We start from the raw sequence: 26,584 nt of genomic DNA, 5'->3' as shown, positions 1-26,584 counted from the left end.
CTGGGAACGCACATGCAAGCCCTTCCCGAACTCACCCTGCCCCAGATGCTGGCCGAACGCGCGCGCAGCGATGCCCAGCGTGTGGCCATACGGCAAAAGGACTTCGGCATCTGGAAGCCCACCAGTTGGGCGCGCTACCACGAGCGCGCCAGCCACTTCGGGCTGGGCCTGGCGCAACTGGGCCTGCCGCCGGGCGGCCACATGGGCGTGATCTCCGAGAACCGCATCGAGTGGGTGCTGGCCCAGATGGGCGCGGGCCTGATCGGCGCCATCACCGTGGGCGTGTACCCCACCAGTCCCACGCCCGAGGTCGCCTATGTGGCGGGCCATGCCGATGTGGACATCATGGTCTGCGAGGACCAGGAGCAGACCGACAAGCTGCTGGCCGCCCTGCCCCAGCTGCCGCGCCTGAAGAAGATCATCGTCATGGAGACCAAGGGCCTGCGCAGCTTCGCGCCCGAGGTCCGCGCCCTGATCGCCACCTTCGACGAGGTCGAGCGCCTGGGCGCCCAGGCCGCCAGCCGCGCCCCCATCGAAGAGGCGCTGGCACGCCAGACGCTGGATGACGTGGGGCTGATGATCTACACCTCGGGCTCCACCGGCAAGCCCAAGGGCGCCATGATCACCTACCGCAACATCCGCGGCGTGGTGCCCGGCATTGCCGAGCGGCTGGGGCTGGACGGCGGCACGCGCCACCTGTCCTACCTGCCGCTGTGCCACGTGGCCGAGCAGATGCTGACCAGCTTCGTGCCCGTCTACCTGGGCTCGCAGGTGCACTTTGGCGAGTCCATCCGCACGGTGCAGGAAGACCTGCGCGAAGTCGCGCCCAACATGTTCCTGGGCGTGCCGCGCATCTGGGAAAAGCTGCATGCGGCCATCAGCATCAAGATGCAGGAGACCGGGCCGCTGCGCCGCGCGCTCTACCGGCGCGCCATGGCGGCCTGCGCGCCGCTGGCCGAAAAGCCCCGCAGGCAGTGGAGCCTGGCCGAGCGCCTGGCCTGGGCCGCCAGCTACTGGAGCGTGCTGCGCGCGCTGCAGAACTTCATCGGCCTGCGCGAGGCGCGCGTGGCGCTCACCGGCGCCGCGCCCATACCGCCCGACGTGGTGCGTTTTTTCCGCACGCTGGGCGTGCCGCTGATCGAGGTCTACGGGCTGACCGAATCCACGGGAATGGTTACCGGCCACCGCCTGGACGACGTGGCCGTGGGCACCGTGGGCGTGGCCACCGAAGGCGTGCAATGGCGCATTGCCACCCATGCCGGCCCCGATGAGGGCGACGGCAGCGGCGAGCTCCAGATCAGGGGCGACATGGTCTTCGCGGGCTACTACAAGAACCCCGAGGCCACGGCGCAAAGCCTGCAGGACGGCTGGCTGCACACGGGCGACGTGGTGCGCGTGCAGGGCGGCCAGCTGCGCATCGTGGACCGCCTCAAGGACATCATGATCACCGCCGGCGGCAAGAACCTCACGCCCTCGGAGATCGAGAACACCATGAAGTCCAGCCCCTTCATCAAGGAGTGCATCGTCGTGGCCGAGGGCCGCAAGTTCGTGGGCGCGCTGGTGCAGATCGACTACGAGACCGTGGGCCAATGGGCCCAGGCGCGGCGCATCCCCTTCACGCATTTCCGATCCCTGGCCGAGATGGCCGAGGTACGCGCGCTGATCGATGCCGAGATCGCGCAGGGCAATGCGCGCCTGGCCCAGGTCTCGCATGTGCGGCGCTTCCATCTGCTGACCAAGGAGCTGGACCACGACGATGGCGAAGTCACGGCCACGATGAAGGTGCGCCGCTCGTCCATCTACAAGACCTACGCCGCCGAAATCGACGCCCTGTACCACTGATCCGCTCCCATGACCGACACGCAAGACACCCCGCTGCTGCTGCACCGCGAAGGCGCCATCGCCACGCTGACCTTCCACCGCCCCGCCGCCCTCAACGCCATCGACGTGCCCATGGCGCTGGCACTGCGCGATGCCGTGCGCACCCTGGCCCAGGACCGCGCGCTGCGCTGCGTGGTGCTGGAAGGCGCGGGCCGCGCCTTCATGGCGGGCGGCGACCTGGACACGCTGGCCGCCGACCCCGTGCGCGGTGCGGCCGAGCTGCTGGCGCCGCTCAACGAGGCCGTGGCGCTGCTGGGCCAGCTCGATGCGCCCGTCATCGCCAAGGTGCATGGCGCGGCGGCAGGCGCCGGCCTGTCGCTGATGCTGCAGGCCGACTTCGTCTACGCGGCCGAGGGCACGCGCTTCAACCTGGCCTACATCAACCTGGGCGCCAGCTGCGACGTGGGAGCCTCCTGGGCGCTGCCGCGCATCGTGGGCCTGCGCAACGCGCTGGAGATCGCCATGCTGGGCGAGACCCTGGACTGCGCCCAAGCGCAGCGCCTGAGCCTGATCAACCGCGTCCTGCCGCCCGCCGAACTCGACGCCGCCGTGCAGCGGCTGGCCCAACGCCTGGCCGCCGGCCCCACGGTGGCGCTGGGCCATATGCGCCGCCTCATGCGCGCGGGCCTGGACCGCAGCCTGCGCGACCAGCTGGCCGCCGAGGCCTGCGCCTTCGATGCCTGTGCGCGCACGGCCGACCTGCCGCGCGGCATTGCGGCGTTCCACGCCAAGCAGGCGCCGCAATTCGAGGGACGTTGACCTGCGCCCGGAACTGACGCCGAGGCGGCTGCGCTGCCTGCCGCCTGCCCGGCACAATGCACTCCATCCCCCGTGTTCATCGCTTCGAGGAGCTTCACCATGACCCCACGCGACGTCTTCGTCGTCGGCACTGCGCGCACCGCCATCGGCACCTTCGGCGGCAGCCTCAAGGACGTACCCAACACCCAGCTGGCCACCACGGCCGTCAAGGCGGCCATCGAGCGCGCGGGCCTGGCGCCCGACGCCGTCGGCCACGTGGTCATGGGCAATGTGATCCCCACCGATACCAAGGACGCCTACCTCTCGCGCGTGGCCGCCATCGATGCGGGCTGCCCCATCGAGACGCCGGCCTTCAACGTCAACCGGCTGTGCGGCTCCGGCCTGCAGGCCATCGTCTCTGCCGCCCAGGCCATTGCGCTGGGCGACTGCGACGTGGCCATCGGCGGCGGCAGCGAGTCCATGAGCCGCGGGCCCTACTTCGACCAGGCCGCCCGCTGGGGCGCGCGCATGGGCGACGCCAAGAGCATCGACTACATGCTGGGCATCCTGCACGACCCCTGGCAGAAGATGCACATGGGCATCACGGCCGAAAACGTGGCCGAGCGCTACCACATCAGCCGCGAAATGCAGGACGAACTGGCGGCAGCCAGCCACCAGCGCGCGGCCGCTGCCATTGCGGCAGGCCACTTCAAGGAGCAGATCGTTCCTGTGGAAATCACCACGCGCAAGGGCGTCGTGGTCTTCGACACCGACGAGCATGTGCGTGCCAGCACCACCATCGAATTGCTGTCCACCATGAAGCCCGCGTTCCGCAAGGAAGGCGGCAGCGTGACGGCCGGCAATGCCTCGGGCATCAACGACGGCGCCGCCGCCGTGGCCCTGGCCGCAGGCGATCGCGTGGCCGCCCTGGGCCTGAAGCCCCTGGCGCGCCTGGTGGGCTACGCCCATGCCGGCGTGGACCCCGCCTACATGGGCATCGGCCCCGTGCCGGCCACGCAGAAGGTGCTGCAGCGCACGGGCCTGAAGATTGCAGACATGGACGTGATCGAGGCCAACGAGGCCTTCGCGGCCCAGGCCTGCGCCGTGATCCAGCAGCTGGGCATGGACCCGGCCAAGGTCAACCCCAACGGCTCGGGCATATCGCTGGGCCACCCGGTCGGCGCAACGGGCGCCATCATCACCACCAAGGCCATCGCCGAGCTGCAGCGCACGGGCGGCCGCTATGCGCTGGTGACCATGTGCATTGGTGGCGGCCAAGGGATCTCGGCCATCTTTGAAAGAGTCTGAGCGCCGCCTGGGCGTGGCGATGTTTCACATGAAACATCGCCACCGCAGCCGCCTGCCGGCTTAGAAAGGCGCTTCTTCAGGCGCCGTATCCACGGGCGCCAGGGCCGGCCCCGTCAGCGCACCACGGCCCGATGCCGCTGCACGCGGTGTCGCTGCGGGAGTCTGGGCAGCGGGCGTCTGCAGCGATGCCGGCAGATCCTGGCCCAGGCCCGTGCGCCCTTCCCCACCCAGCGCCTCGATCAGATCGGGGATGAGCTTGGACAGCTCGCCCGTGGCAATCGCCACATCGGCATCGAAGCCGCCGTCGTCCTGCGACTGGCCTTCCATCACGGCATCGAGCAGCGAGATCTTGCGGATTTGCAGACCCTCCGTCAGCACAAAGCTCACGCGGTCATCCCAGGTCAGCGCCAGGCGCGTGGGCAGCTTGCCGTGCTCGATATGCTGGCGCACCTCGTCGATGTCCAGCGGATGGCGCGCATAGCGCACCACGGCCTTGGATTCGTCGGCGGCCTTGAGCTCGCATTCGCGGTCAATCGAGAAGCCGGCCGGGCTTTCCTGCGTGGTCAGCCAGTGCGCCATGGCAGCCTGGGCGCTGGTCTGCGTATCGACCAGGGCCAGCGCAAAGCCTGTGAGGCCCTCCACCAGCGAGCTGACCACCTCGTCGGCGCGCGCCTGGCTGCCCGTGTCCAGCACCAGGGTGCGGGCCTGCGGGTCCAGCCAGACCCACATGGCGCCCTGCTTGGTGAAGGCCATGGGCAGCAGGTCCAGCTTGGCTTCGTCCTTGAGGTCCTTCTTTTCCTTCTTGCCGGGCTTGCGGCCTTCGGTGGCCTCGATGTGGGCAGCCTTTTCGTTGACGCGGCGGTTGAGCACGCTGGCCGGCAGCATCTTGGCCTCGGTCATGAAGCGCATCACCCACTGATTGGCCACGGACTCGGCCAGCGGGCCATGGGGCTCGCCGCGCGGCGGCACCCAGCCGGCGCTGCGCTCCTGCGTGGCGCCGCACTCGGCAAACGGGCTCTTGCCCAGGGCTTCTTCAAGCTGCTGCAAATCGCCCTGCCAGCTCTCGGCAATGCGATAGACGATCATGTTTTTGAACATAGCGAACCTTTGCTCGGACGGACTGCGGCTGCGCCGCAGCAGGGGTGTGCAACACCAGGCTGCGTCGCCTCCATCCAGAGGGAGAAAACAGAAAAAACAGCAGGGGCGCCATGCCTTGGCGCCCCGCCCGGTCATTGTGCATGCCTGGCGCCAGACAGCGCTGCACAAGCTTGTCAATTCTTTACAAGCCGTGCGCAAAACCTCACTGCCCCGATACATCGGACGACCACACTTCAATCATCCGCTGCACAGGGCTCGCCAAGTGCCTTGACGGCGGCCTTCAGTCACCCTCTCCAGAAAGGATTTTGGAATGACCACCACCTTCCGCCGCACCCTCGCCAGCGCCGCCGCTACCACCGCCTTGCTGGCATCGTTCGCCCTGCCCTCGTACGCCCAGACCGCCGCGCCGGCAGCCCCCGCCGCCGCCGCTACCACCACAGCGCCCAAGCCCGATCGCTCCATGCACAAGCACGGCGACCGCATGGAGCACATGCAGCAGCGCATCGCCAAGCTCAAGGCCGACCTCAAGCTCACGCCGGCCCAGGAAACCGCATGGAACACCTATGCGGCCACCTTCAAGCCCGGCGAGCGTCCCCAGCGCATGGAGCGCGAGGACTTCGCCAAGCTGACCACGCCCCAGCGCATCGACAAGATGCGTGAAATGCGCGCCCAGCGCGCGGCCGATGCAGACCGCCGCGGCGAAGCCACCAAGGCCTTCTACGCCCAGCTGGATGCCAGCCAGCAAAAGACCTTCGATGCCGCCACGCTGCACAAGGGCCACCCCGGCCACCCCGGCATGGACCACGGCCCGCGCCATGACCACAAGAGCGGCCAGGCCCGCCCTGCCCCGGCACCCGCCCAGTAAGCAGCCACCTGGCCTGCCCGCCACCAGCGGGCAGCCGGATTGCTTGCGCCAGCCCTTGCACGGACGCCTTGTCAGGCGGCCGACAGTGCAAGGGCTTTTTTGCTGACTCCCCGATCTTCCCCGGACTGCCTAGAGTGGAACAGGCACAGCATTGTGTGCTGCCCCGGAGAAGATCATGGCCCCCAAAAACACTCAAACAACGCCATCCAGCTGCCAGAACCACGCAACGGCGCGCAAACATCCACCAGAACGTTCAGGGCGACCAGAGCGATCAGGACGACCCGGAAGTTTTGCCGCCGTGCTGCTGGCCGGTGCAGCGGCCGTCCTGCCCCTGGCGGCGCAGGCGCAGTCCACGCCGGAATCCTCCCCCTCCATGTACCTGCAATACGGCGCGGCCGAGCACAGTGCCGACAGCTGGACCGTGGGCGTCACCGTGCCCTGGCGCAACTGGCGCCATGCGCTGTGGGGCGGCCAGCTCAGCGGCTACTGGGATGTCTGGGGCGCCCGCTGGTCGGCGCCGCTGGAGGGTCGCGATCGCGGCACCTGGGTCATCGGCGTGAATCCCACCGTGCGCTGGCGTCCCAGCAACGGGCAGTCGCCCTGGTTTGCAGAAACCGGCGTGGGCCTGAGCTGGGCGCTGAACCGGCGCTACGTCACGGACGAGAAGGAATTCCCCACGCGCTACAACTTCGCCACCCATATCGGCGTGGGCTATCTGTTTGGCAGCCAGGGCCAGCATGAGCTGGTGCTGCGGCTGGAGCACCATTCCAACGCAGGCATCAAGAAACCCAACCCCGGCGAAAACTTCCTGCAGCTGCGCTACGCCCACCATTTCTGATCACGGTTGCGGATCCCGGCAAGACCACCTTCGAGGTGGTCTTTTTTTGTCCGCAGTTGCCCTGTGGAAAAACCTGGGCATAAAAATCTCGTAAATCCCTGCTTATCCACAAGGAGGATGCGCCATGGAAAGTTGTGCCCAAAACGGGTGCAGCAGCGAAGCAGCATCCACCACAGGGTTTGGAGTGTCTTAAGTTGTTGATTTTTATAAGACAAATTCAGTTATCAACAATTAAGCACTTCACTTACTACTACTACTAATTAAAAAATAAGAGAGATAGGAATAACAGCCAAGGGCGGTTTTTCACAGCGGCAAGACCGTTCTGGATAAAAAAAGGCAGCCGGTCCATCAGAAAAAAAGGCCTGTCAACAGGTCACAGCACTGCCAGACCATGTGCTCATCCATGTCTGGCAAGCCTTCTTTTCATCTGGGTAAACAAAAAAACCTTATAGATCAACAACTTGAATTGCAATAAAGGAAAAAATGCACCTCGCACAAAACTGTGGATAGATGAAGACCAACTCAACAGTTATCCACAGAAAAAATCGAAACAGGCAAACTATCCCCGTTCGGGAGACACCGGGAACAGGGCTTTGATCACATGTTTTTCAATCGGGCAAGACATTGTTTTTTTTAAGGAATAGTGAGTTATCCACAGAGATGTCATGCCTCTACTACTACGACTATTCTTTATAAGAAGATCAAAGAACAACCGAAGGCGAAGTCACGCGGGAAGCGAAGGCCAAACGGTTTTTCAAAAAAACGGCGAGCCAGGTTGTCTGGAGCCTGGGCATCTCCAGACGAGGGACTGCTCCAGCGAAATTGGCGCGCCTGTGTTCAAAAAAATTCCGGGTCGGCTCGCGCGCCATGGCCGTACACACACAGACGCACGAAGACAAGACTTCCTCGCGGCCTCGCAGGAACGCTGTGGAACGGGCGCTTTTCCACAACGGGCTGTGCACTGGACGTGGAAGACTTCAGGAAAACGCGGCTGCCAAGCGGACGCAAGCGGATGCGCCAGAGGCAGTGTTCGGCCATTCAAAAAAATTCAACCCCTTGTTGCCAGCCTGCAAGAGGACTGCGCATCCAGATCAGGAGCAGCAGATCCAGTCCAGGCAAGGGCAATCACGAAAAGTGATGGCTGCTGGCGCACCAGGGCTAGCGGACGTGAATCAGCCCGAGCGCTTCAGCGGCCTGCAGAGGACCGTGGAGGCTTGGCAGCTGTCAGGCCCTGGGTTGCACGCGCCAGCGCGTCCTGGGCGTTCTGCTGGCCTGTTGGCGGGGTATGTTGGCGGGTATGGCCGGGCCGGGGAGCAGGCACGGTCTGCGAGATCCAGCGGTATCCCGCGGGATCCGGGGACCGTGCTGCACAGGCATGCAGGGAGATGCGGGAGCCGGGAAATACGGTTGCCCACAGGCTGTGTGCAAGTGGCCTGTGGGCAATTGGCAAGCTCGCTGATTGAAAAAATCAGCCGTGATCAATGACTTGCGTATGCAAAGGAATGCAGTGGCGACAGGGCACTGCCTGTTTTTCGCATACTTTCCACAGGGTCCGGCTCAGCGTGCCGGGCGGCGCTGCAAGGCAAAGGGCGGCAGGCCCTTGAGCAGCTGCTGGCCATAGCTGGTGTTCACCAGGCGCCGGTCATAGCAATACACATGGGCCTGGTCTTCCTCGGTGCGTATGGCGCGGCCCACCCACTGGGCCAGGCGGATCGCCGTGGCCGGCACCACCAGCTCATTGAAGGGGTTGCGGCCGCTGCTGCGCAGCCATTCGGCCCGAGCCTCGCCCACGGGGTCATCGGGCGGGGCAAAGGGCAGCTTGGTGATGAACAGGGACTCGCACAGCGCGCCGGGCAGGTCCAGGCCCTCGCCGAAGGACTGCATGCCGAAGATGATGGACGGCTCGCCCATCTCCACGGCATCGCGGTGGCGGGCCAGCAGCAGGGCGCGGGGCATGGCCGTCTGCACCAGCACCTGCGAGCGCATGGCCGTGGACAGCGCATCCACCGCCAGGCGCATCTGCTCGCGCGATGTGAACAGCACCAGGGCGCCGGCCTGCACGTGGGACAGGTCGCCCAGCAGCGCGTCCACCATCTCCTGGGTGAAGCGGGCGGCCTCCTTGGGGTCGGCCACGGTTTCGCGCGCCACCAGGGTGCCCTGGCGCGCGTAGTCGAAGGGGCTGGGCACTTCCAGCGTGGTCACGGCCGCATCGTCGTGCAGGCCTGCCTCGCGCAAAAAGAAGTCGAATTGTCCACAGCTGGTCAGGGTGGCCGACGTGAGCACGGCACCGCGCACCTGGGACCACAGATGGTGGCGCAGCGTGGCTCCGGGCAGGATGGGGCTGGCATGGGCCTTGACCACGATGTACTCGCCATCTGTCTCCAACGTGAACCATTTGGCATTGGGCACGCGGCTACTGTCGTCATCCTGCGCTGGTTGCTGCATCAGCAGCTGGGCCGTGTCATAGACGGATTCCAGGCGGGGTGCCAGTGCGCCAACCTGTGCATAAGCTGTAGACAGCCTGCGTGCTTCCTCTGGATTGTCCTTGATGGCGGCGCGCAGTGCCTTGGAGATGGCACGCAGCGCGTCCAGAAAGCTGTTGGCATGGTGGGCGGCCTTGCCCAGAGGCTCCAGCAGGGGCTCGGGCAGCATGCCGCGCGGTGCGCGCACCCGCGCCGGCCCCCAGCTGTCCTTTTGCGACTTGAGCGTATCGCCGTACAGCTCCATCACCAGGCGCGCCAGTTCCTGCAGCTGCTGGCGCAGCTGGCTTGCATGGCTGGGCAGGTCGGCCAGTTCCTCCACTTCGACCAGAGTGTTCACGCGCAGGGCGCGGCTGGTCAGCTTGTCTATCCAGCCCAGGCGGCTCAGGTCCATCTCGCCGGCGAACTGGCCCAGCGCCGTGGCGGGCAGATGGTGGGCTTCGTCCAGCACCAGCAGGCAGTTGTCCAGCTCGGGCAGCAGCCGCGCGCCCAGGGAGGACAGCAGCAGATCGTGGTTGGCCACGATGACCTGGGCGGCCACCAGGTCCTTGCGGCGCTCGTAATAGACGCAGTTGCTGAAGGCCGGACAGTGCTTGCCGGTGCAGGACGAGGATTCGGCCGCCACAGGGCTCCAGGCCTCGGCCTCGGGAGGGGTTTCCAGAGAGTCGCGGTCGCCGTCCCAGGCCTGGGACGCCAGCGCGTTGGCCATGCTTTTGTAGAACTGCATGCGCGCCTCCAGCTCCTGGGCCGGGCGCGCCACGCGGCTTTGGGCCTGCGCCTTTTCTTCGGCGAACAGATCGTCCAGATCCTCGTCCTGGGCCTCGCCGGTGCTGGCCAGCCGCTCCAGCTTGAGCTTGCAGACAAAGCGGCCCCGCCCCTTGGCCAGCGCGAATTTGAAGGGCTGCTCCAGCTGCTGGGCCAGCGCGGGCAGATCCTTGTTCACCAGCTGTTCCTGCAGGGCGACGGTGGCCGTGGAAATCAGCACCCGGGTGCCGCGCGCCAGCGCCATCGAAATGGCGGGAATGCTGTACGCCAGCGATTTGCCCACCCCCGTTCCGGCCTGCACCACGGCAATGGACCGGGTGGGCTCCGGTGCGCCCTCATCGATTTTTCCCAGCTGGGCCTGGCTGAAGGTCTGCGCGATCTGGGCTGCCATTTTTCGCTGCCCCTCACGATTTCGGAACCCTGGGATGGCCCCGACCACGTCATCAAAGGATTTCAGGGCCTGATCAGCCCATTTTTTTTCATGCATTTCGGCGTGTTTTGACCAAATGGATCATCTTGGTCCATCTGTTTATAAAGATTCGTACAGTGATATGTATTAAATAAGATGCGAAATCTTATGAAATACAGCGCACAAAGCGCGTTTTTCGTATGCCGTACAGCCTACAAGCTGCCCGTCATATGGATCACTGAACCCGCCAATCGCATGTGTGCACAGGTGGGTATCGGTCACCGGGATGGACATCTGTCCACCGGCTGTTCCTGGATTGTTCCCATGGCCGTTGATGGCCATGCGCGTGGCCGCATCCACAGTCTTGCCCACAGCGGCCAGGGCGTTCGGCCTGTGATCAATCCTGTGTGCATGTTGTTGGCATGCTTGTGGATTGATTGGGTGATTGTCGCCATTCACCGTTGATTTGCAACGGATTTTTCATGAGTTCAGGTTCCACGCGATTTCCAGAAGATGGTGGAAGTTGTCACCACTGTGGAAAACAGGGCCTGTGCAGATCTTTGGCTTTGCAGAGCGTGTTTTTCCCCGGGATATCCACAGGTCTGCGGCCGCTGCAGCTGCTGCGGCTGGGGCCTTGGTGCACCGCCAGGCGGCAGGTCCGCGGCGGCGCAGCGGATCGCGCTGGATCTCGAAAAAGCGCAGGCGATCCCTGCCAGGGATCGGCCCCGGGCGCCGGCCCAGGTACGCGAATGTCTTACCAAACGGTAATGAAGGCTTCACGCACGCAGGAAGATGCGTTTTCTAGCATCTGTTTCATCTCAGGAGACAAGGGTCGGCTCGCTGCAGTCCCTGCGCTCCAGGCATGGATTGAAGGGGCAAGAATGATCAAGACATTTGCGGGCCTGCCCAAGGCAGCCCGGTTTCCGGCGGCATCGGCATGCGCTGTCATCGCCGTGGCCTGCCTTGTGGCGGGCTGCGATGCATCCAAGGCATCGGCACAGAACGAACCTGCCGCGCAGGCGCCCGCGCCGGCCGGCGTGGTGCGGGTCAAGCCCGAGTCGCTGAAGATGCTGGACATCGCCGTGGTGGCCGATCCGCAGGGCACGCAAATGGCCTGGGCGCCCGCGCGTGTGGCCTTTGCCGAGGACCGCGTGGCCACTGTCTCGGTGCCGCTGGCCGCGCGCGTGGTGTCGGTTCGTGCCCACGTGGGTGACATCGTCAAGGCCGGCGACGAGCTGGCCACCCTGGTCAGCCCCGAGGCGCTGCGCGTGCGCTACGAGGTGGAAGCTGCCCGCAGCGCGCATGACGTGGCAACCGTGGAAGTACGGCGCCAGCAGACCATGGTGGACAAGGGCGTGGGCGTGGAAGTGGATCTGCGTGCGGCCCAGGCCAAGCTGCGCGAGTCGGCCCAGGAGCTGGCGCGTGCCCAGGGCACGTCGGCGCTGCTGGGGCAAGGTGGCGGCGACCGGCTGGTGCTGCGTGCGCCGCGCGCCGGCGTGGTGGCCGAGCGCAAGGCCGTGGTCGGCGCCTCGGTCGAGCCCAGCGGCGAGCTGTTCCTGATCGGCGATCCCGCCGCCATGAACGTGGTGGCCGATGTCTTTGAAAGCGATCTGCCCGGCATCCGCCTGGGCAGTGCCGTGCAGGTCGATGTGCCGCAGCTGCCCAAGCCCCTGACCGGCACGGTGCGCCACCTGGGCGCCACGCTGGACAAGGAGTCGCGCCGCGCCTCCGTCATCGTGCAGCTCGATGCGCAAAACCCCGTGCTGCGTTCCGGCATGCAGGCGCGCGTGGGCCTGCAGGTCTCCAACGAGCACGAGATGCTGATCCCCGTGACGGCCGTGCTCATCAAGGATGAAAGCCGCAGCATCGTCTTCGTGCAGACCGGCGAGCAGCAGTTCGAGGCCCGCACCGTGGTGCTGGGCCGGCCCTCGCGCGGCATGGTGCCCGTGGTGTCGGGCCTGAAGTCGGGTGAAAAGATCGTCGTGCGCGGTGGCCTGCTGCTCGACGGCGCAGCCAGCCAGCTGCTCTGATCGCGGCCAGGAGACTCATCAATGCTGCGTTCCCTGATAGCGTTTGTGGTGCACCGGCGGCTCGTCGCCCTGTGTGCCACCCTGATCATCGCCATCTATGGCGTGTACTCATACCTGCACACGGCCATAGAGGCCTATCCCGATGTGACCAATGTGCAGGTCGGCGTGATTGCCCAGGCGCCGGGCCTGGCCCCCGAGGAGGTGGAGCGCCAGATCACCCAGCCGCTGGAGCGCGAGCTCAACGGCACGCCGGGCCTGGTGTCGCTGCGCTCGGAGAGCTACTTCGGCCTGGCCATGATCAACCTCGTCTTCAATGACGATGCCGACAGTTTCCATGCGCGCGCCGAGGTGTCGCAGCGCCTGCCCCAGGCCAATCTGCCCGACGGTGTCACGCCCGAGATGGCGCCCGACTACACGCCGCTGGGCAAGATCTTCTACTACCGCCTGAAGAGCGATCGCCACACGCTGGCGCAGCTGCGCACCGAGCAGGAATGGCGCGTGGTCCGCACCCTCAAGCAGGTGCAGGGCGTGGCCGACGTGGTCAGCATCGGCGGCTTCGTCAAGGAGTACCACGTCGAGGTGGATCCCGAGAAGCTGTATGCGCTGGGCCTGTCGCTGGAAGACGTGAGCGATGCCCTGTCCAAGTCCAACCGCAACGTGGGCGGCGGCCTGATGCGCCGCGGCGAGCAGTCGCTGATCATCCGCGGCATCGGCCTGCTGCGCACGCCGCAGGAGATCCAAGGCGTGGTCGTGGCCATGCGCGGCAGCGCGCCCGTGACCATTGGCGACGTGGCGCGCGTGGTGCAGTCGCACACGCCGCGCCAGGGCTCGGTGGGCATGGACGATGCCGACGACGTGGTCCAGGGCATCGTGCTGCTCAAGCGCGGCGAGAACCCCTCGGTGGTGCTGGACCAGATCCATGCCAAGGTGGCCGCGCTCAATGACGGCGGCCTGCCCGAGGGCATGCACATGGAGACCAACTACGACCGCTCCGATCTGGTCGGCCACACGCTGGGCACGGTGCAGCACAACCTGCTGTTCGGCGCCACGCTGATCGTGGGCGTGCTGTGGCTGTTCCTGCGCAGCCTGCGCGGCTCGCTGATCGTGGCCACGGTGATCCCGCTGTCGCTGCTGGTGGCCTTCATCGGCCTGCACCTGCTGGGTATGCCGGCCAACCTGATCTCCATGGGCGCCATCGACTTCGGCATCATGGTGGACGGTGCCGTGGTGCTGGCCGAGAACATCATCCGCAACGCCCGCCTGCGCAAGCCGCAGACGCAGGCGGACATGCGCCACATCATCATCGACTCGGCCGTGGCCGTGGCCAAGCCCACGCTGTTCGCCATGGCCATCGTGATCGCGGCGCTGATCCCCGTGTTCTCGCTGGAAAGCATCGAGGGCCGCATCTTCCGTCCGCTGGCCATGACCTACAGCTTCGCGCTGCTGGGCGCCCTGGTCTTCGCCATGGGCCTGGTGCCGGCGCTGTGCGCGCTGTTCCTCAAGCCCCAGCACGTGATGGTGGAAGAGCCCAAGATCTTCGATCGCGCGCACCACGGCTACCAGCACTGGATCGGCACCCTGCTGGGTGCCGGGCGCCGCCGCGTCATCGTCATCGTCGGCTCGCTCGCCATCCTGGTGGCGGCCGGCCTGTCGGCGGCCTGGCTGGGCACGGAATTCCTGCCCGAGCTCGATGAAGGCGATGCCTATGTGCTGGTGCAGATGCCCGCATCGATCTCGCTGGAAAAGGGCCAGGAAGTGCTGCGCGACGTGCGCCTGCGCCTGAAGACCTTCCCCGAGGTGATCACCGTCACCACCGAGCAGGGCCGGCCCGAGTCCGGCACCGACAACGAGACACTGAACCTGGCCAAGGTTCTGGTGCGCCTGAAGGGCCACGGCGAATGGCGCAAGGGCCTGACCAAGCCCCAGCTCATCGAGCAGATGCGCGCTACGCTGAGCGAGATTCCGGGCGTGTCGTTCAACTTCGCCCAGCCCATCCGCGACAGCGTGGAGGAATCGACGTCCGGCGCGCGCGGCCAGGTGGTGCTCAAGGTCTTCGGCCCCGACATTCCGCAGCTGCGCGCCATCCTGCAGCAGACTGTGGACCTGGTGAAGGACATCGACGGCGTGGTCGATCTGGGCCTGTACCGCGATGCGCCTGCACCCCAGGTCCACGTGGAGTTCGACCGCCAGTCGCTGGCGCGCCAGGGCATTGCCATGGAGACCGCGCAAAAGACGCTGGAGGCGGCGCTGGCCGGCAACATCTCCACCACGCTGTGGGAGGGCGAGTACCCCGTGCCCGTGCGCGTGCGCCTGCCCTATGTGGACCGCATGGATGAGGAGCGCATCCGCAACATCGCCATCCCGCTGCCCAACGGCGGCTCGGTGCCGCTGCATTCGGTGGGCCAGGTCGCCATCAAGATCGGCAACTCCTCCATCTTCCGCGAAGGCAATGCGCGCTACATGGCGCTCAAGTTCAACGTGGAAGGCCGTGACATCGGCTCCGTGGTCAAGGACACGCTGGCCACGTTCAAGAAGAACGTGAAGATCCCCGAGGGCTACCAGGCCGTCTGGGGCGGCGAGTGGGAGAACCAGCAGCGCGCGGCCGCACGCCTGAAGATCGTGGTGCCGCTGTCGCTGATCATCGTCTACGCCCTGCTGTTCGGCGCGCTGGGCCAGGCGCGCAGCGCCGGCATCATCTTGCTGTGCGCGCCCTTCACCATGGTGGGCGGCATCGCGGCCCTGCACTTTGCGGGCATCGAGCTGTCCATCAGCGCGGCCATCGGCTTCATCGCGCTGCTGGGACAGGTGGCGCTGGCCGGCCTGCTGGTGATCTCGGCCGTGGAGGAATTGCGACGGCAGGGCATGCCCATGATGCAGGCCCTGGTCGAGGGCGCTGCCGAACGCATGCGCTCCATCGTGCTCGTGGCGCTGCTGGCGCTGCTGGGCCTGCTGCCCATGGCGCTGTCCACGGGCGTGGGCAGCGAGACGCAAAAGCCCTTCGCCTCCGTGATCGTGGGCGGCATGGTGGTGCTGCCCCTGGTGGCCCTGGTGCTGCTGCCCGTGCTCTATGCGCTGCTGGGCCCCAAGAACATGTTGACGCAGGAAGAACTCGATGAAAAAGAGTAAGCACCCCCTGAGCGGCTGCGCCGCTTCCCCCTCTCTCGCTTCGCGGGAGGGGGACGACGCCATCGCCGCGAGGCGGCTCTTGCTTGGCGTCTCTGATTTGGGCCGTGCCGGTTTTGCGGGTCGTTCACCTTATCGGGCCCTGTTTGTGGCTGTGGCGCTGTGCTGGGGGGCGGGTTCTGCGCTTGCGCAGCAGGCTGTGCCCGCTGTACCGGGCGGGTCGGCTGTGCCGGCCATCACTGCGGCGCCTGCCTCCGAGGTGGCTCCGGCGGCTGCGCCGCAGCAGCCGGTGGGGATGCAGGAGTATCTGCAGATGGTGGTGCGCAACCAGCCCCAGCTGGCGGCGCAGCGGTTGCAGATCGGGATTGCGCAGGCGGACAGCCGCACGGCGGCGGCGTTTCCCAATCCCACGGCGTCGTACAGCAGCAAGCCGGGCGAGAAGCAGTGGGGCATAGAGCAGCCGCTGCCCATCTTCGGCCAGCGGCGTTTGCGCATGGAGAACGCGCGCAAGGGCGAGACGGCGGCGCGTGCCAATGTCGAGGTGGCCGTGGCCACCACGCTCAATGATGCAGCCACGGCCTTCATCGACCTGCTGATGACGCAGCAGCGCCTGAAGGTGTGGGAAGAGGCGCAGGAGGCGCTGAACGGCGCAGGCAATATCGTGCGCGGCCAGATCGAGGCCGGCGCGCGCAGCCGCTATGACGGCGCCCGCCTGAGCCTGCAGCAGGCCCAGATGGCCATGCAGGTCAGCCAGGCCCAGTCGGACTGGCAGGACGCCGCCTCGCACGCCGCCGCCCTGGCCGCCCTGCCCCAATGGGCGCCGCGCGCCACGGGCAGCCTGCAGGCCGTGCCCGTGGGCCAGCTGCTGCACGAGCAGGAGCTCTGGGAGGCCGCGCGCCAGCGCCTGCCGGCCCTGGTCGCTGCCCAGGCCGAGCTGGACCAGCTGCGCCACAAGGTCGAGCTGGAACGCCGCGAAGCCCTGCCCACGCCCAGCGTGAGCGTGGCGCGCGTGCGCAACCGCCTTGACGGCAACTACAACCAGATCGGCGTGTCGGTGGAGCTGCCGCTGTTCGATCGCCGCGAAGGCCCTATCGCGCGTGCCCAGGTGGAGGCCGAACAGGCCCAGCTGCGCTACGACGCTGCGCTGATCGAGGCGCGCACCGAGCTGCAGCGCGCCATCAAGCAACTGAAGCTGCGCCGCGATGCCGTGCGCGCCTACGAAAAGCAGGGCCTGGCCCAGATCGCGCCGCTCAACCAGATGGCCCAGGACGCCTACAAGCTGGGCCAGGGCTCCATCCTGGAGCTGATCGATTCGCTGGGCTCCATCAACGAGCACCGCCTGGAGCACCTGGACCTGGTCAAGGAAATGATGCTGGCCGAGTGGCAGGTGCGCGTGGCCAGCGGCGATCTGCCGATGTGGGCAGCGCCCTGAGGCGCTTGACGCCCTTCCCCTCCTGCTGTGCGGGAGGGGCGGTCGGACCCTGGGTGGCACCCCGCAGTGTGCCTGGTCCGGATCACGCCAGTTTCATGCGGTGCGATGCCGCGCAGCGCAGCCCAAGGCTGAAAAGAGGTGGTAAACATGCCGGCACCCCCACCGATCTCGGCGGAGTCTGGCGCGCCGTATAGTGTCTGCCTCAGTTTCGAGTCAGGCCCTGCCGCCCGCATGTACCGCTATCTCATCATCGAAGACGACGCGCTGAACGCGCGCTACATCGCCGAAGGCCTGCGCCAGCAGGGCGCGCAGGTGGCGGTGTGCAGCGATGGTGTGCAGGGCATCGCCATGGCCGTGGGCGAGAGCTGGGATGTGATCATCCTCGACCGCATGCTGCCCAACGGCTTCGACGGCCTGCAGATCCTGCAGACGCTGCGCTCCATGGGCAAGCAGACGCCGGTGCTGGTGCTCAGCGCCCTGTCGGCCACGGACGAGCGCGTGCGCGGCCTCAAGGCCGGCTGCGACGACTACCTGACCAAGCCCTTTGCCTTCTCCGAACTCTCGGCGCGCCTGGAGGCCCTGGTGCGCCGCGCCCAGATCCCGGCCCCCGCGCGCGAGATGCGCCTGGCCGACCTGCGGCTGAACCTGCTCACGCGCAGTGCCGAGCGCGCGGGCCAGCCGCTGGCCCTGCAGCCGCGCGAGTTCCGCCTGCTGGCGTTTCTGATGCAGCATGCGCACCAGATCGTCACGCGCACCATGCTGCTGGAGTCGGTGTGGGACTACCGGTTCGACCCGCAGACCAATGTCATCGACGTGCACATCAGCCGCCTGCGCGGCAAGGTGGACAAGGGCTTCGAGCCTGCGCTGATCCACACCGTGCGCGGCGTGGGCTACAGCCTGTCGGACCGGCCGCAGGACCTGCCGCAGGTGGCCTGATCCCATGTCGCTGGCCAAGCCCTGGAGCTCCACGGCCTTCCGGTTGGCGCTGACCTACGGCGTGCTGCTGGTGCTGACCATGTCCATCGTGCTGTCGGTGTTCTACGTGCAGACCGTGGGCGTGCTGCGCATGCGCATGGACCGGCAGGCCGAGAACCACATGCGCCGCCTGGTCGAGCACCGCGACAAGTACGGCGAGCCCGCGCTGGAGGCCGAGATCCAGCAGACCCTGCTGGACGGCGTCAACACCGATACCGAAATCCTCATCCTCATGGATGGCGACGGCAATCCCATCATCGGCAACGCCGACGTGGTGCCTGCACGCCGCCTGACGGAGATGGGCGTGCGTGATCTCAAGGTGCGGCGCAACGGCCGCATCATCGCGGGCCGCGTGGCCGTGGCCCAGCTGTCCGACGGCAAGCTGCTGGCCGTGGGCAGCGACATGCAGGTGCAAAGCGATGTGGAGGAACTGTTCGGCCGCGCCAGCCTGCTGGCCGGCCTGGTGGCCCTGGGCATGGCCGTGCTGGGCGCCGGGGCCTTCCGGCGCGTGGTGGAAGAGCGTGCCGCCGACATCCGCAGCACCATGGCGCGCGTGGCCACGGGCGACCTGCGCCAGCGCATTCCGGTCACGCGCCGCGACGATGAGTTCACGCTGCTCAACCGCGACATCAACACCATGCTGGACCGGCTGGAACTGCTGATGGACGGCATACGCCATGTCTCCAACACCATCGCCCACAACCTGCGCACGCCGCTGACGCGCATCCTGCTGCGCCTGCGCAATGCCCAGCAGGCCACGCCCGAGGAAAAGAACGAGACGCTGGCGCTGGTGGCCCAGGAAGTGGCCGAGCTGGGCGTGGTCTTCGACAAGCTGCTGCAGATCGCCGAAGTGGAAAGCGGCGCCAGCCGCAAGAACTTCGCGCCCGTGGACCTGCGTGCCCTGCTGGTCGACGTGGTGGAGTTCTACGAACCGCTGGTCGAGGACGCGGGCGGCGTGCTGCGCCTGGAGGTCGAGGGCACGCCCATGGCGCTGGGCGACGGCGACCTGCTGGCCAGCGCCGTGGCCAACCTCGTGGACAACGCCATCAAGTACGGATCACTGCCCGACAGCGACCACGGCGCCGACATGCTGCTGCGCGCGGGCGTGGCCCACGAGCACGGCATGGACGGCGGAGCCTGGGGTGTGGAAATCATCGTGCAGGACCGCGGCCCCGGCGTGGACGCGCAGACGCGCGAGAAGATGAGCACCCGCTTTTACCGCGCCGAATCGGACCGCGAAGGCTATGGCCTGGGCCTGGCCAGCGTGCTGGCCATCGTGCAGCTGCATGGCGGCAAGCTGGGCTTCGAGAACATGCATCCGGGCCTGCAGGCGCGCATCTGGCTGCCGGGCTTGCCTGGCAACTCCCCCTGAGCGGCTTACGCCGCTTCCCCCTCTCTACCCGCTTCGCGGGGGAGGGGGACGACACCCTCGGTGCGGGACGGCCCTTCCTCGGCGTCCCTGGCCTGGGTTGTGCCAGTTTCAAGCGCTTTTGGCTATTGCTGGAACTTGCAGGAGTTGAAAGTCTTGAGCAACAGCTGCTGTCAGCGGTCCTTGTGACCGTAGGCGCAAAAGCCGGGCTTGGGCCCCTTCTTGGGGTGCAGGCGACAGGTTTCGGGCCGCTTGTCGTATACCGTGCAGCGCCGCGACTTGGCATCCAGGAAATTGCAGTCCCCGCTGGCGCGCCGCGCCATGGTGAAGATGTTGTGCTTGGGGTTGTAGTGGTCGATCAGCCGCATCTTCATCAACCGCTTGGCGATGAGCTTGGGCTCCACGTTGTCCACCTCGAACGGATCCACCAGCTCCAGCCGTACCAGATCGGGCAGCTGCACCTCCAGCGGCATGGTGCAGCAGTTGGCCGCACAGCTGTCGCACATGCCGGGCTTGTATTTGCTCCAGGAGTCGAGGCGGTCGACGTCGACGATGCTGATGGGGGATCTCATGGTGGGGGATGGGCGTGTGCAGGGCCGCTATTTTTCGCCAGAAAGCCCGGCGGCGGTTGCCGCGCCGGCGTAGCCAAGCGAGGGGCCGGGTCTTTGGGGGACGCTGCCCCTGCATCCATCCCCTGGCCTTCAGGCCGGCCGCTTCCTCAACAGGTATTTCTGAAACCCGTCCGACACCCGCTCGTCGCGCTGGTTCAGCACCTCGGTGGCCAGGGTCAGCACGCCCGTGGTGTTGCCGGGCTTGAGCTCGGACACCGTCAGCGTGCAGTACAGCGTGTCGCCCACATGGACGGGGGCCAGGAAGCGGCTGCCCTGCTCCAGAAAGCCCTTGAGCGATTCCTCGACCATGTGCGGGAACAGGCCGGCGCCTGCCGCCGTCTGTATGGCCACCTGGTAGCCGTGGGCCAGCATATGGGGCATGCCGCGCGCGCGGCAGTACTCCACGTCGTAGTGCACGGGATGGTTGTCGCCGCTGGCCAGCTGGAAGGCGGCGAACAGGGCATCGGTCATGGTGCGCGAGGGCAGGGCGAAGACTTCGCCCAGCGCGAAGTCTTCAAAGTAGCGCTGGGCGCACAGGGATGGATGGCGTGGCATGGCGACTCTCCTCAGTTCGCGCTCATGTGGGCGGCCCGGGCGACCTTGCCCCATTTGTCCAGCTCCTGCTTGAGGAAGGCGGCCAGCGCCTGGGGGCGCGGCTGCTTTTCCAGCACCAGGCCCATGTCGTAGGCCTTTTTCTGCAGCCCGGCATCGTCCACCGTGGCCTGCAGGCTGGACTGCAGGCTGGACTGCAGGCGGGCAATCAGCGCTGGCGGCGTGCCTGCGGGGGCGAACACGGCGTTCCAGGTATAGGCCTCGTAGCCGGGCACCTGCTCGGCAATGGCAGGCGTGTCGGGCGTCTGCGGCAGGCGCTGGGCCATGGTGGTGGCCAGCAGGCGCACCGTGCCCGCCTTGACCTGGGCCAGGCCCGTGGGAGCGCTGTCCAGCATGAAGGCCAGGTGCCCGCCGATGAGGTCCTGTATGGCCGGCGCACTGCCCCGGTAGGGCACATGCTGGGCCCGGGTTCCCGCCATCAGGTTCAGCAGCTCCGCACCCAGATGCGGAGCGCTGCCCACGCCCGCCGATGCATAGCTGACCTGGCCGGGCCGCGCCCGCAGATAGGCCAGGAAATCCGGCAGGCTTTGCACGGGCAGCCGCTTGTCCACCACCAGCACCAGCGGCGCCCTGGCGAGCAGTCCCACGGGCGCGAAGTCTTCCTCCGTGCGGTAGCCCAGCTTGTCGTGGATGTAGGGATTGACGGCATGCGCCACCGTGGTCAGCAGCAGGGTGTAGCCGTCAGGGGCTGCCTTGGCAACCGCCTCCGTGCCCACCAGGGTGCCGGCACCCGTGCGGTTCTCGATCACCACGGGCGTGCCCAGCTTCTGGCTCCAGACATCGGCCATGGCGCGGCCGAAGGTGTCGGTGGGGCCGCCTGCCGCATAGGGAATCACCAGCTTGATGGGGCGCGCAGGATAGTCCTGCGCTGCGGCCGCGCCTGCGGCCAGAAGCAGGGCGGTGAGAAGGGTTTGGCGTCTTGCCGTCTTGAAGTCCATAATTTTCCCCGTTGTCTCCTGGCGCCGACTATAGAAATGCGCTGCCAATGCAGCCAGTCGAATCATTGATAGGGCGGTTAGAAACCGTCTAACACCAAGGAAATGCTCCCGGCGGGCATGCAACGGATGCGATATGAATTGACGGATCTCAGGGTTTTCCTTGCCATTGCCCAGGCCAAAAGCCTCAGCGCCGGCGCGGCTGAAATGCATTTGACGGCGCCATCGGCCAGCTACCGGCTCAAGAATCTGGAGCAGGCCATGGGTGCATCGCTGTTTGAAAGAACGTCCAAAGGCATGGTGCTGACCCCGGCGGGAATGACGGTCAAGAAATACGCCGATTCCATTTTCGGCAGCGTAGACCGCTTGCACGGAGAAATGCAAAGACACATCAACGGAATATCGGGACATATCCGCGTCTTTGCCAACAGCAGCACGCTGACGGGAATCGCGCCCGTGCTCAGCCGCTATCTGGCCCATTATCCGAACGTCAATGTGGACCTGGAGGAGCGCCTGAGCGAAGACACGGTGCGCGCCGTGCTGGATGGCAGTGCCGACGTGGGCCTGGTGGCCGGCCAGATTGATCTGCATGGCCTGCATGCCATCACCTATGGCCACGATGAACTGGTGTTTGTGGTGCCCGCTGGCCACCCCTTGGCCGCCAGCAGCAGGGTGCCGCTGGAAACCGCGCTGACCTACGACTTGGTCTCGATCGGCCGCAAGACCAGCAACTTCCTCTACCTCCAAGGCATGGCCTCCAGGCTGGGCATGAATCCCAGGGTACGTGTGCACGCACCTACGTTCGAGGCCGTGCTGCAGTGCGTACAGGAAGGCGTGGGCATTGCGCTGGTGCCGCGCTCCATTGCCCGGCCGGCGCTGCAGGCGGGCCGGCTGGTTGCCGTGGGCCTGGACGAGGCCTGGGCGCAGCGCGAGCAGAGGGTGGTCACGCGCGAACCCGAAACCCTGCCCGCCTATGCCCGCGATTTCGTGGCCTATGTGGCGGCCCAGCCTTTGCCCGAGGAAGGCGCCGTGCAGGAATCCCTGCCTTAGAAGATTTGAAATTCCGCTTAGAAAATGCCGACTGGCTGGGTGATTGTCGCACTTCTAGAATGCGGCGAATCGAATATTCGCCTCGTTCAGGAAAATGCAGACACGCCCATTGGATGGTTTGACGGTATTGGCCATGGAACACGCCGTGGCAGGGCCTTTTGCCAGCCGGCAACTGGCGGACCTGGGTGCCAGGGTCATCAAGCTGGAGCGATTGCCCGATGGGGATTTTGCGCGGGGCTATGACGACAAGGTCCATGGTGAATCATCTTTTTTTGTCTGGGCCAATCGGGGAAAGCAAAGCCTGGCTGCGGATATCAAGACTGCCGAGGGGCAGCATATCGTCGGGAAAATACTGGAAAACGCCGATATCCTGATCCAGAACCTGGCCCCGGGTGCCATGCAGAGAATGGGCATGGATTTCGACAGCCTGCATGAGAAATATCCGCGTCTCATCGTCTGCGATATATCGGGCTATGGCGAAGGCGGCCCGCTCAGCGACAGGAAGGCCTACGACCTGCTGATCCAGGCGGCAGCCGGCCTGATCTCGGTCACGGGCACGCCCGACCAGCCCGCACGCGTGGGCATTTCCATCGCCGATATCGCGGCCGGCATGTATGCCTACTCGGGCATCCTGTCTGCGCTGCTGCAGCGCGCCCGCACCGGCCGGGGCCTGCGCGTGGAGGTGTCCATGCTGGAGGCGCTGGCCGAATGGATGTCCTACCCGCTGAACTTCGCCCACTACGGCGGCACGGCGCCTGCGCGCAGCGGGCTGACCCATCCTTCCATCGCGCCCTATGGCCAGTACACGGCCGGTGATGGCCAGAGCCTGATCTTCGGCCTGCAGAACGACCGCGAATGGCACAGCTTCTGCACCCATGTGCTGCAGCAGCCCGCGCTGGCGCAGGACGCGCGCTTTGCCACCAACCTGCAGCGCGTGGCGCACCGCGCGGAACTCGATGCGGTGATCGCATCCGTGCTGGCCCACCTGAACCGAGAACAGGCCATGCAGCGCCTGGATGCAGGCGGCATCGCCAACGCGCCGCTCAACGACATGCACGCGGTCCGGAACCATCCGCAATTGCAGGCGCGCCAACGCTGGCGCGAAGTCGCCACGCCCGCCGGCAGCATCCAGGCCCTGCTGCCCCCGGCCACGCTGTCGGATGCCGAAGCCGCCATGGGCGCCGTGCCCGCGCTGGGCGAGCATACGCAGGCGCTGTGGGAGGAGTTTGGCGGGCGGTGAACATGGCCAGGGGGCCAGGGTCCGGCCATGAAAAAAGCGCTCCTTGCAGAGCGCTTTTTGCAGTGTGCCGTTCGGCTGGATCAGACGTCGATATTGCCCGCCCGCAGCGCATTCGTCTCGATGAATTCCCGGCGTGGCTCCACTTCGTCGCCCATGAGCATGGTGAACACGCGGTCGGCCTCGATGGCGTCGCCGATCTGCACCTGCAGCAGGCTGCGCACGGTGGGGTCCATGGTGGTTTCCCACAGCTGCTCGGGGTTCATTTCGCCCAGGCCCTTGTAGCGCTGGCGGGCCGTGGTGCGTTCGGCTTCGTGCAGCAGCCATTGCATGGCCTGGCGGAAGTCGCCGGCCTTGTCGCTCTTGGCCTTTTCGCCCTCGCCACGCGTGACCTTGGCGCCTTCGCCCAGCAGGCCGTTGAAGTTCTGGGCTTCGTCGGCCAGCGCGGCGTAGTCGTGGCTGCGCACGAACTCCTGGGTGAGGATGGAGCTCTTGATGTTGCCGTGGTGGTGGCGGCTGATGCGCAGCACGGGCTTTTCGGAGACCGGATCGATTTCGGCCGTGACCTCGGCGGGCACGCCCGTGGTGGTCAACTCGCGCAGCTTGGCCTCCAGGATGGGGGCGCAGGCCTGGGCAGCCTCGATGCTGTCCAGCGTGATCTGCACGCCGTCGGCGATGGCGCGCAGGGCCTCGGCATCCATGAAGTTGGACAGGCGGTCGATGACGGTCTCGGCGGCCAGGTGCATGTTGGCCAGCTTGGCCAGTTCCTCGCCGTCCAGCGTGCGCGGGTTGGCGCCGCCGGTGCTGACGCTGGCGTTCATCAGCGCGATGCGCAGCAGGTACTGGTTGAGCGCGGGGCCGTCCTTGATGTACAGCTCTTCCTTGCCGTTCTTGACCTTGTACAGCGGCGGCTGGGCGATGTAGATGTGGCCGCGCTCGACCAGGTCCGGCATCTGGCGGTAGAAGAAGGTCAGCAGCAGGGTGCGGATGTGGGCGCCGTCCACGTCCGCGTCGGTCATGATGATGATGCGGTGGTAGCGCAGCTTGTTGGGGTCGAAGTCGTCGCTGCCGCTCTTGCCCGATTCGGCCGTGGCCTTGCCGATGCCGGTGCCCAGGGCCGTGATCAGGGTGACGATTTCGTTGCTGGTCAGCAGCTTTTCGTAGCGGGCCTTTTCCACGTTCAGGATCTTGCCGCGCAGCGGCAGGATGGCCTGGAACTTGCGGTCGCGACCTTGCTTGGCGGAGCCGCCGGCGGAGTCACCCTCGACGATGTAGATCTCGCACAGCGCCGGGTCCTTTTCCTGGCAGTCGGCCAGCTTGCCGGGCAGGCCCATGCCGTCGAGCACGCCCTTGCGGCGCGTCATCTCGCGGGCCTTGCGTGCGGCCTCGCGGGCACGCGCGGCATCGACGATCTTGCTGCACAGGATCTTGGCGTCGTTGGGCTTTTCTTCCAGGTAGTCGGTCAGCGCCTTGGCGACGATGTCTTCCACGGGCGCGCGCACTTCGCTGGAGACCAGCTTGTCCTTGGTCTGGCTGCTGAACTTGGGTTCGGGCACCTTCACGGACAGCACGCAGCACAGGCCTTCGCGCATGTCGTCGCCGCTGACCTCGACCTTGGCCTTCTTGGCCAGTTCGTTCTGCTCGATGTACTTGCCGATCACGCGCGTCATGGCGGCGCGCAGGCCCGTCAGGTGGGTGCCGCCGTCGCGCTGCGGGATGTTGTTGGTGAAGCACAGCACCTGCTCGGCATAGCTGTCGTTCCACTGCATGGCGACTTCGACGCCGATCTCGGTGCCGGGGATGCCGCCGTAGCTTTCCGCAGGGCGCGTGCCGTTGGCGTGGAAGGCCGTGGGATGCAGCACCTTCTTGTTGGCGTTGATGAACTGCACGAAGCCCATGACGCCGCCAGCGCCGGAGAAGTCGTCCTCGCGGCCGTCGCGCTCGTCCTTGAGGCGGATGCGCACGCCGTTGTTCAGGAAGGACAGTTCGCGCAGGCGCTTGGCCAGGATCTCGTAGCGGAACTCATGGTTCTGCGTGAAGATTTCCGTGTCGGGAAGGAAGTGGACCTTGGTGCCGCGCTTGTCGCTCTTGCCGACCACGCGCATGGGCGAGACCTCGACGCCGTCCACGATCTCGATCGGGCGGTTCTGCACGTGGCCGCGCGAGAAGTCGATTTCGTAGACCTCGCCATCGCGGCGCACGTTGAGCTTGAGCCAGATGGACAGCGCGTTCACGCAGGACACGCCCACGCCGTGCAGGCCGCCCGAGACCTTGTAGCTGTTCTGGTTGAACTTGCCGCCCGCGTGCAGTTCGGTGAGGGCGATCTCGGCCGCCGAGCGCTTGGGCTCGTGCTTGTCGTCCATCTTCACGCGCGTGGGGATGCCACGGCCGTTGTCGATGACGGACAGGGAGCCATCGGCATGGATGGTGACCAGGATGTCGTCGCAGTAGCCGGCCAGGGCTTCGTCGATGGAGTTGTCCACCACTTCGAAGACCAGGTGGTGCAGGCCCGTGCCATCGGAGGTATCGCCGATGTACATGCCGGGGCGCTTGCGCACGGCCTCCAGGCCTTCGAGGATCTGGATCGCACCTTCGCCATAGCCGCTGGAGTCTGAGCCTTCGGGGGCAATGGTCTGGTTTTCTGGCTTGTTCTCGTCGGTCATGGAAGGCCCTGGGGTAGTTCCGTCGGAAGCTGTCGCTTCGCTTGAAAATGTTCGATTCGGCCGCTGGCGCGGTGCGTAGGGACGCGCGCTGCGGGCTACGAGTCGGGTAGGGTGGTTGCGCACCGTGCACCGGCTTGTGCCACCGGGCGGCAGGTGCAGGGGCTG

Annotated in this window: 19 protein-coding genes; 13 read left to right on the top strand and 6 right to left on the bottom strand. The window is 66.3% G+C overall.

Features of this window, described 5'->3' with window-relative positions:
• The first annotated feature begins 12 nt into the window (after positions 1-12).
• The 3 genes from KDK82_RS23845 to KDK82_RS23835 all read left to right on the top strand — a co-directional run bounded on the left by KDK82_RS23845 (position 13) and on the right by KDK82_RS23835 (position 3,927).
• Positions 13-1,842, top strand: a complete 1,830-nt coding sequence (locus tag KDK82_RS23845) for a long-chain fatty acid--CoA ligase (protein ID WP_088166409.1) — start codon at positions 13-15, stop codon at positions 1,840-1,842.
• Positions 1,843-1,851: 9 nt separating this feature from the next.
• The gene (locus tag KDK82_RS23840; protein WP_088166408.1) at positions 1,852-2,640 is read left to right on the top strand and encodes an enoyl-CoA hydratase/isomerase family protein; all 789 of its coding nucleotides are present in this window, start codon (positions 1,852-1,854) and stop codon (positions 2,638-2,640) included.
• A 99-nt stretch (positions 2,641-2,739) separates the two neighbouring features.
• The gene (locus KDK82_RS23835) at positions 2,740-3,927 is read left to right on the top strand and encodes an acetyl-CoA C-acyltransferase family protein (RefSeq protein ID WP_034397511.1); all 1,188 of its coding nucleotides are present in this window, start codon (positions 2,740-2,742) and stop codon (positions 3,925-3,927) included.
• Between the two features lie 60 nt (positions 3,928-3,987).
• Here the strand turns inward: KDK82_RS23835 and KDK82_RS23830 are convergent, their stop codons facing one another.
• Entirely contained in the window at positions 3,988-5,025 is a 1,038-nt protein-coding gene (locus KDK82_RS23830) for a recombination-associated protein RdgC (protein ID WP_088166407.1), read from the bottom strand.
• Between the two features lie 310 nt (positions 5,026-5,335).
• Between KDK82_RS23830 and KDK82_RS23825 the strand changes: the two genes are divergently transcribed.
• Together KDK82_RS23825 and KDK82_RS23820 are read left to right on the top strand one after the other, a co-directional pair.
• Complete coding sequence (locus KDK82_RS23825) at positions 5,336-5,890, top strand: Spy/CpxP family protein refolding chaperone (RefSeq protein WP_088166406.1); 555 nt, start codon at positions 5,336-5,338, stop codon at positions 5,888-5,890.
• A 175-nt stretch (positions 5,891-6,065) separates the two neighbouring features.
• Positions 6,066-6,728 (top strand): acyloxyacyl hydrolase, encoded by a 663-nt coding sequence (locus tag KDK82_RS23820; RefSeq protein WP_088166405.1) that lies wholly within the window; start codon positions 6,066-6,068, stop codon positions 6,726-6,728.
• A gap of 1,557 nt (positions 6,729-8,285) precedes the next feature.
• Here KDK82_RS23820 and dinG read toward each other — a convergent pair.
• Positions 8,286-10,460 (bottom strand): ATP-dependent DNA helicase DinG, encoded by a 2,175-nt coding sequence (gene dinG, locus KDK82_RS23815; protein ID WP_080518161.1) that lies wholly within the window; start codon positions 10,458-10,460, stop codon positions 8,286-8,288.
• Positions 10,461-10,550: 90 nt separating this feature from the next.
• Between dinG and KDK82_RS32265 the strand changes: the two genes are divergently transcribed.
• The 6 genes from KDK82_RS32265 (at position 10,551) to KDK82_RS23790 (ending at position 19,314) form a co-directional block, all read left to right on the top strand.
• Complete coding sequence (locus KDK82_RS32265) at positions 10,551-10,847, top strand: hypothetical protein (RefSeq protein WP_143343517.1); 297 nt, start codon at positions 10,551-10,553, stop codon at positions 10,845-10,847.
• Between the two features lie 416 nt (positions 10,848-11,263).
• On the top strand, positions 11,264-12,412 hold the full coding sequence (locus KDK82_RS23810; protein ID WP_012201959.1) for an efflux RND transporter periplasmic adaptor subunit: 1,149 nt from the start codon (positions 11,264-11,266) through the stop codon (positions 12,410-12,412).
• A 21-nt stretch (positions 12,413-12,433) separates the two neighbouring features.
• Complete coding sequence (locus tag KDK82_RS23805; protein ID WP_013799936.1) at positions 12,434-15,538, top strand: efflux RND transporter permease subunit; 3,105 nt, start codon at positions 12,434-12,436, stop codon at positions 15,536-15,538.
• A 292-nt stretch (positions 15,539-15,830) separates the two neighbouring features.
• Complete coding sequence (locus KDK82_RS23800; protein ID WP_256974543.1) at positions 15,831-16,967, top strand: TolC family protein; 1,137 nt, start codon at positions 15,831-15,833, stop codon at positions 16,965-16,967.
• 231 nt (positions 16,968-17,198) lie between these two features.
• Entirely contained in the window at positions 17,199-17,903 is a 705-nt protein-coding gene (locus KDK82_RS23795; RefSeq protein ID WP_017407046.1) for a response regulator transcription factor, read from the top strand.
• A gap of 4 nt (positions 17,904-17,907) precedes the next feature.
• Positions 17,908-19,314: a HAMP domain-containing sensor histidine kinase gene (locus KDK82_RS23790; RefSeq protein WP_088166403.1), complete on the top strand. Its 1,407-nt coding sequence runs from the start codon at positions 17,908-17,910 to the stop codon at positions 19,312-19,314.
• Between the two features lie 170 nt (positions 19,315-19,484).
• On the opposite strand, the gene KDK82_RS23785 is transcribed toward KDK82_RS23790, so the two are convergent.
• The 3 genes from KDK82_RS23785 to KDK82_RS23775 form a co-directional block, all read right to left on the bottom strand.
• Complete coding sequence (locus tag KDK82_RS23785) at positions 19,485-19,883, bottom strand: YkgJ family cysteine cluster protein (RefSeq protein ID WP_013799932.1); 399 nt, start codon at positions 19,881-19,883, stop codon at positions 19,485-19,487.
• Between the two features lie 129 nt (positions 19,884-20,012).
• Positions 20,013-20,477, bottom strand: a complete 465-nt coding sequence (locus KDK82_RS23780; RefSeq protein WP_016447265.1) for a MaoC family dehydratase — start codon at positions 20,475-20,477, stop codon at positions 20,013-20,015.
• An 11-nt stretch (positions 20,478-20,488) separates the two neighbouring features.
• Positions 20,489-21,472 carry a tripartite tricarboxylate transporter substrate binding protein gene (locus KDK82_RS23775; protein ID WP_088166402.1) on the bottom strand — a complete coding sequence of 328 codons (984 nt, stop codon included), beginning with the start codon at positions 21,470-21,472 and terminating at the stop codon, positions 20,489-20,491.
• Between the two features lie 126 nt (positions 21,473-21,598).
• Here KDK82_RS23775 and KDK82_RS23770 point away from each other — a divergent pair, with 126 nt between their 5' ends.
• Complete coding sequence (locus KDK82_RS23770) at positions 21,599-22,519, top strand: LysR family transcriptional regulator (RefSeq protein WP_088166682.1); 921 nt, start codon at positions 21,599-21,601, stop codon at positions 22,517-22,519.
• A gap of 133 nt (positions 22,520-22,652) precedes the next feature.
• Positions 22,653-23,759: a CaiB/BaiF CoA-transferase family protein gene (locus KDK82_RS23765; RefSeq protein ID WP_256974542.1), complete on the top strand. Its 1,107-nt coding sequence runs from the start codon at positions 22,653-22,655 to the stop codon at positions 23,757-23,759.
• Between the two features lie 80 nt (positions 23,760-23,839).
• On the opposite strand, the gene gyrB is transcribed toward KDK82_RS23765, so the two are convergent.
• The gene (gene gyrB / locus KDK82_RS23760; protein WP_012201943.1) at positions 23,840-26,419 is read right to left on the bottom strand and encodes a DNA topoisomerase (ATP-hydrolyzing) subunit B; all 2,580 of its coding nucleotides are present in this window, start codon (positions 26,417-26,419) and stop codon (positions 23,840-23,842) included.
• Positions 26,420-26,584 lie beyond the last annotated feature (165 nt).

Origin of the sequence: Delftia sp. K82 (genome assembly GCF_002193035.1) — a bacterium.
Taxonomy (GTDB): Bacteria; Pseudomonadota; Gammaproteobacteria; order Burkholderiales; family Burkholderiaceae_C; genus Comamonas; species Comamonas acidovorans.
This window is presented reverse-complemented; position numbering and strand designations above follow the sequence as displayed.

Bases quoted from the DNA above. Each gene is read 5' to 3' on its own strand.
- KDK82_RS23845 (WP_088166409.1), top strand. From the start codon at position 13: ATGCAAGCCCTTCCCGAACTCACCCTGCCCCAGATGCTGGCCGAACGC.
- KDK82_RS23840 (WP_088166408.1), top strand. From the start codon at position 1,852: ATGACCGACACGCAAGACACCCCGCTGCTGCTGCACCGCGAAGGCGCC.
- KDK82_RS23835 (WP_034397511.1), top strand. From the start codon at position 2,740: ATGACCCCACGCGACGTCTTCGTCGTCGGCACTGCGCGCACCGCCATC.
- KDK82_RS23830 (WP_088166407.1), bottom strand. From the start codon at position 5,025: ATGTTCAAAAACATGATCGTCTATCGCATTGCCGAGAGCTGGCAGGGC.
- KDK82_RS23825 (WP_088166406.1), top strand. From the start codon at position 5,336: ATGACCACCACCTTCCGCCGCACCCTCGCCAGCGCCGCCGCTACCACC.
- KDK82_RS23820 (WP_088166405.1), top strand. From the start codon at position 6,066: ATGGCCCCCAAAAACACTCAAACAACGCCATCCAGCTGCCAGAACCAC.
- dinG (WP_080518161.1), bottom strand. From the start codon at position 10,460: ATGCATGAAAAAAAATGGGCTGATCAGGCCCTGAAATCCTTTGATGAC.
- KDK82_RS32265 (WP_143343517.1), top strand. From the start codon at position 10,551: ATGAAATACAGCGCACAAAGCGCGTTTTTCGTATGCCGTACAGCCTAC.
- KDK82_RS23810 (WP_012201959.1), top strand. From the start codon at position 11,264: ATGATCAAGACATTTGCGGGCCTGCCCAAGGCAGCCCGGTTTCCGGCG.
- KDK82_RS23805 (WP_013799936.1), top strand. From the start codon at position 12,434: ATGCTGCGTTCCCTGATAGCGTTTGTGGTGCACCGGCGGCTCGTCGCC.
- KDK82_RS23800 (WP_256974543.1), top strand. From the start codon at position 15,831: ATGCAGGAGTATCTGCAGATGGTGGTGCGCAACCAGCCCCAGCTGGCG.
- KDK82_RS23795 (WP_017407046.1), top strand. From the start codon at position 17,199: ATGTACCGCTATCTCATCATCGAAGACGACGCGCTGAACGCGCGCTAC.
- KDK82_RS23790 (WP_088166403.1), top strand. From the start codon at position 17,908: ATGTCGCTGGCCAAGCCCTGGAGCTCCACGGCCTTCCGGTTGGCGCTG.
- KDK82_RS23785 (WP_013799932.1), bottom strand. From the start codon at position 19,883: ATGAGATCCCCCATCAGCATCGTCGACGTCGACCGCCTCGACTCCTGG.
- KDK82_RS23780 (WP_016447265.1), bottom strand. From the start codon at position 20,477: ATGCCACGCCATCCATCCCTGTGCGCCCAGCGCTACTTTGAAGACTTC.
- KDK82_RS23775 (WP_088166402.1), bottom strand. From the start codon at position 21,472: ATGGACTTCAAGACGGCAAGACGCCAAACCCTTCTCACCGCCCTGCTT.
- KDK82_RS23770 (WP_088166682.1), top strand. From the start codon at position 21,599: ATGCGATATGAATTGACGGATCTCAGGGTTTTCCTTGCCATTGCCCAG.
- KDK82_RS23765 (WP_256974542.1), top strand. From the start codon at position 22,653: ATGGAACACGCCGTGGCAGGGCCTTTTGCCAGCCGGCAACTGGCGGAC.
- gyrB (WP_012201943.1), bottom strand. From the start codon at position 26,419: ATGACCGACGAGAACAAGCCAGAAAACCAGACCATTGCCCCCGAAGGC.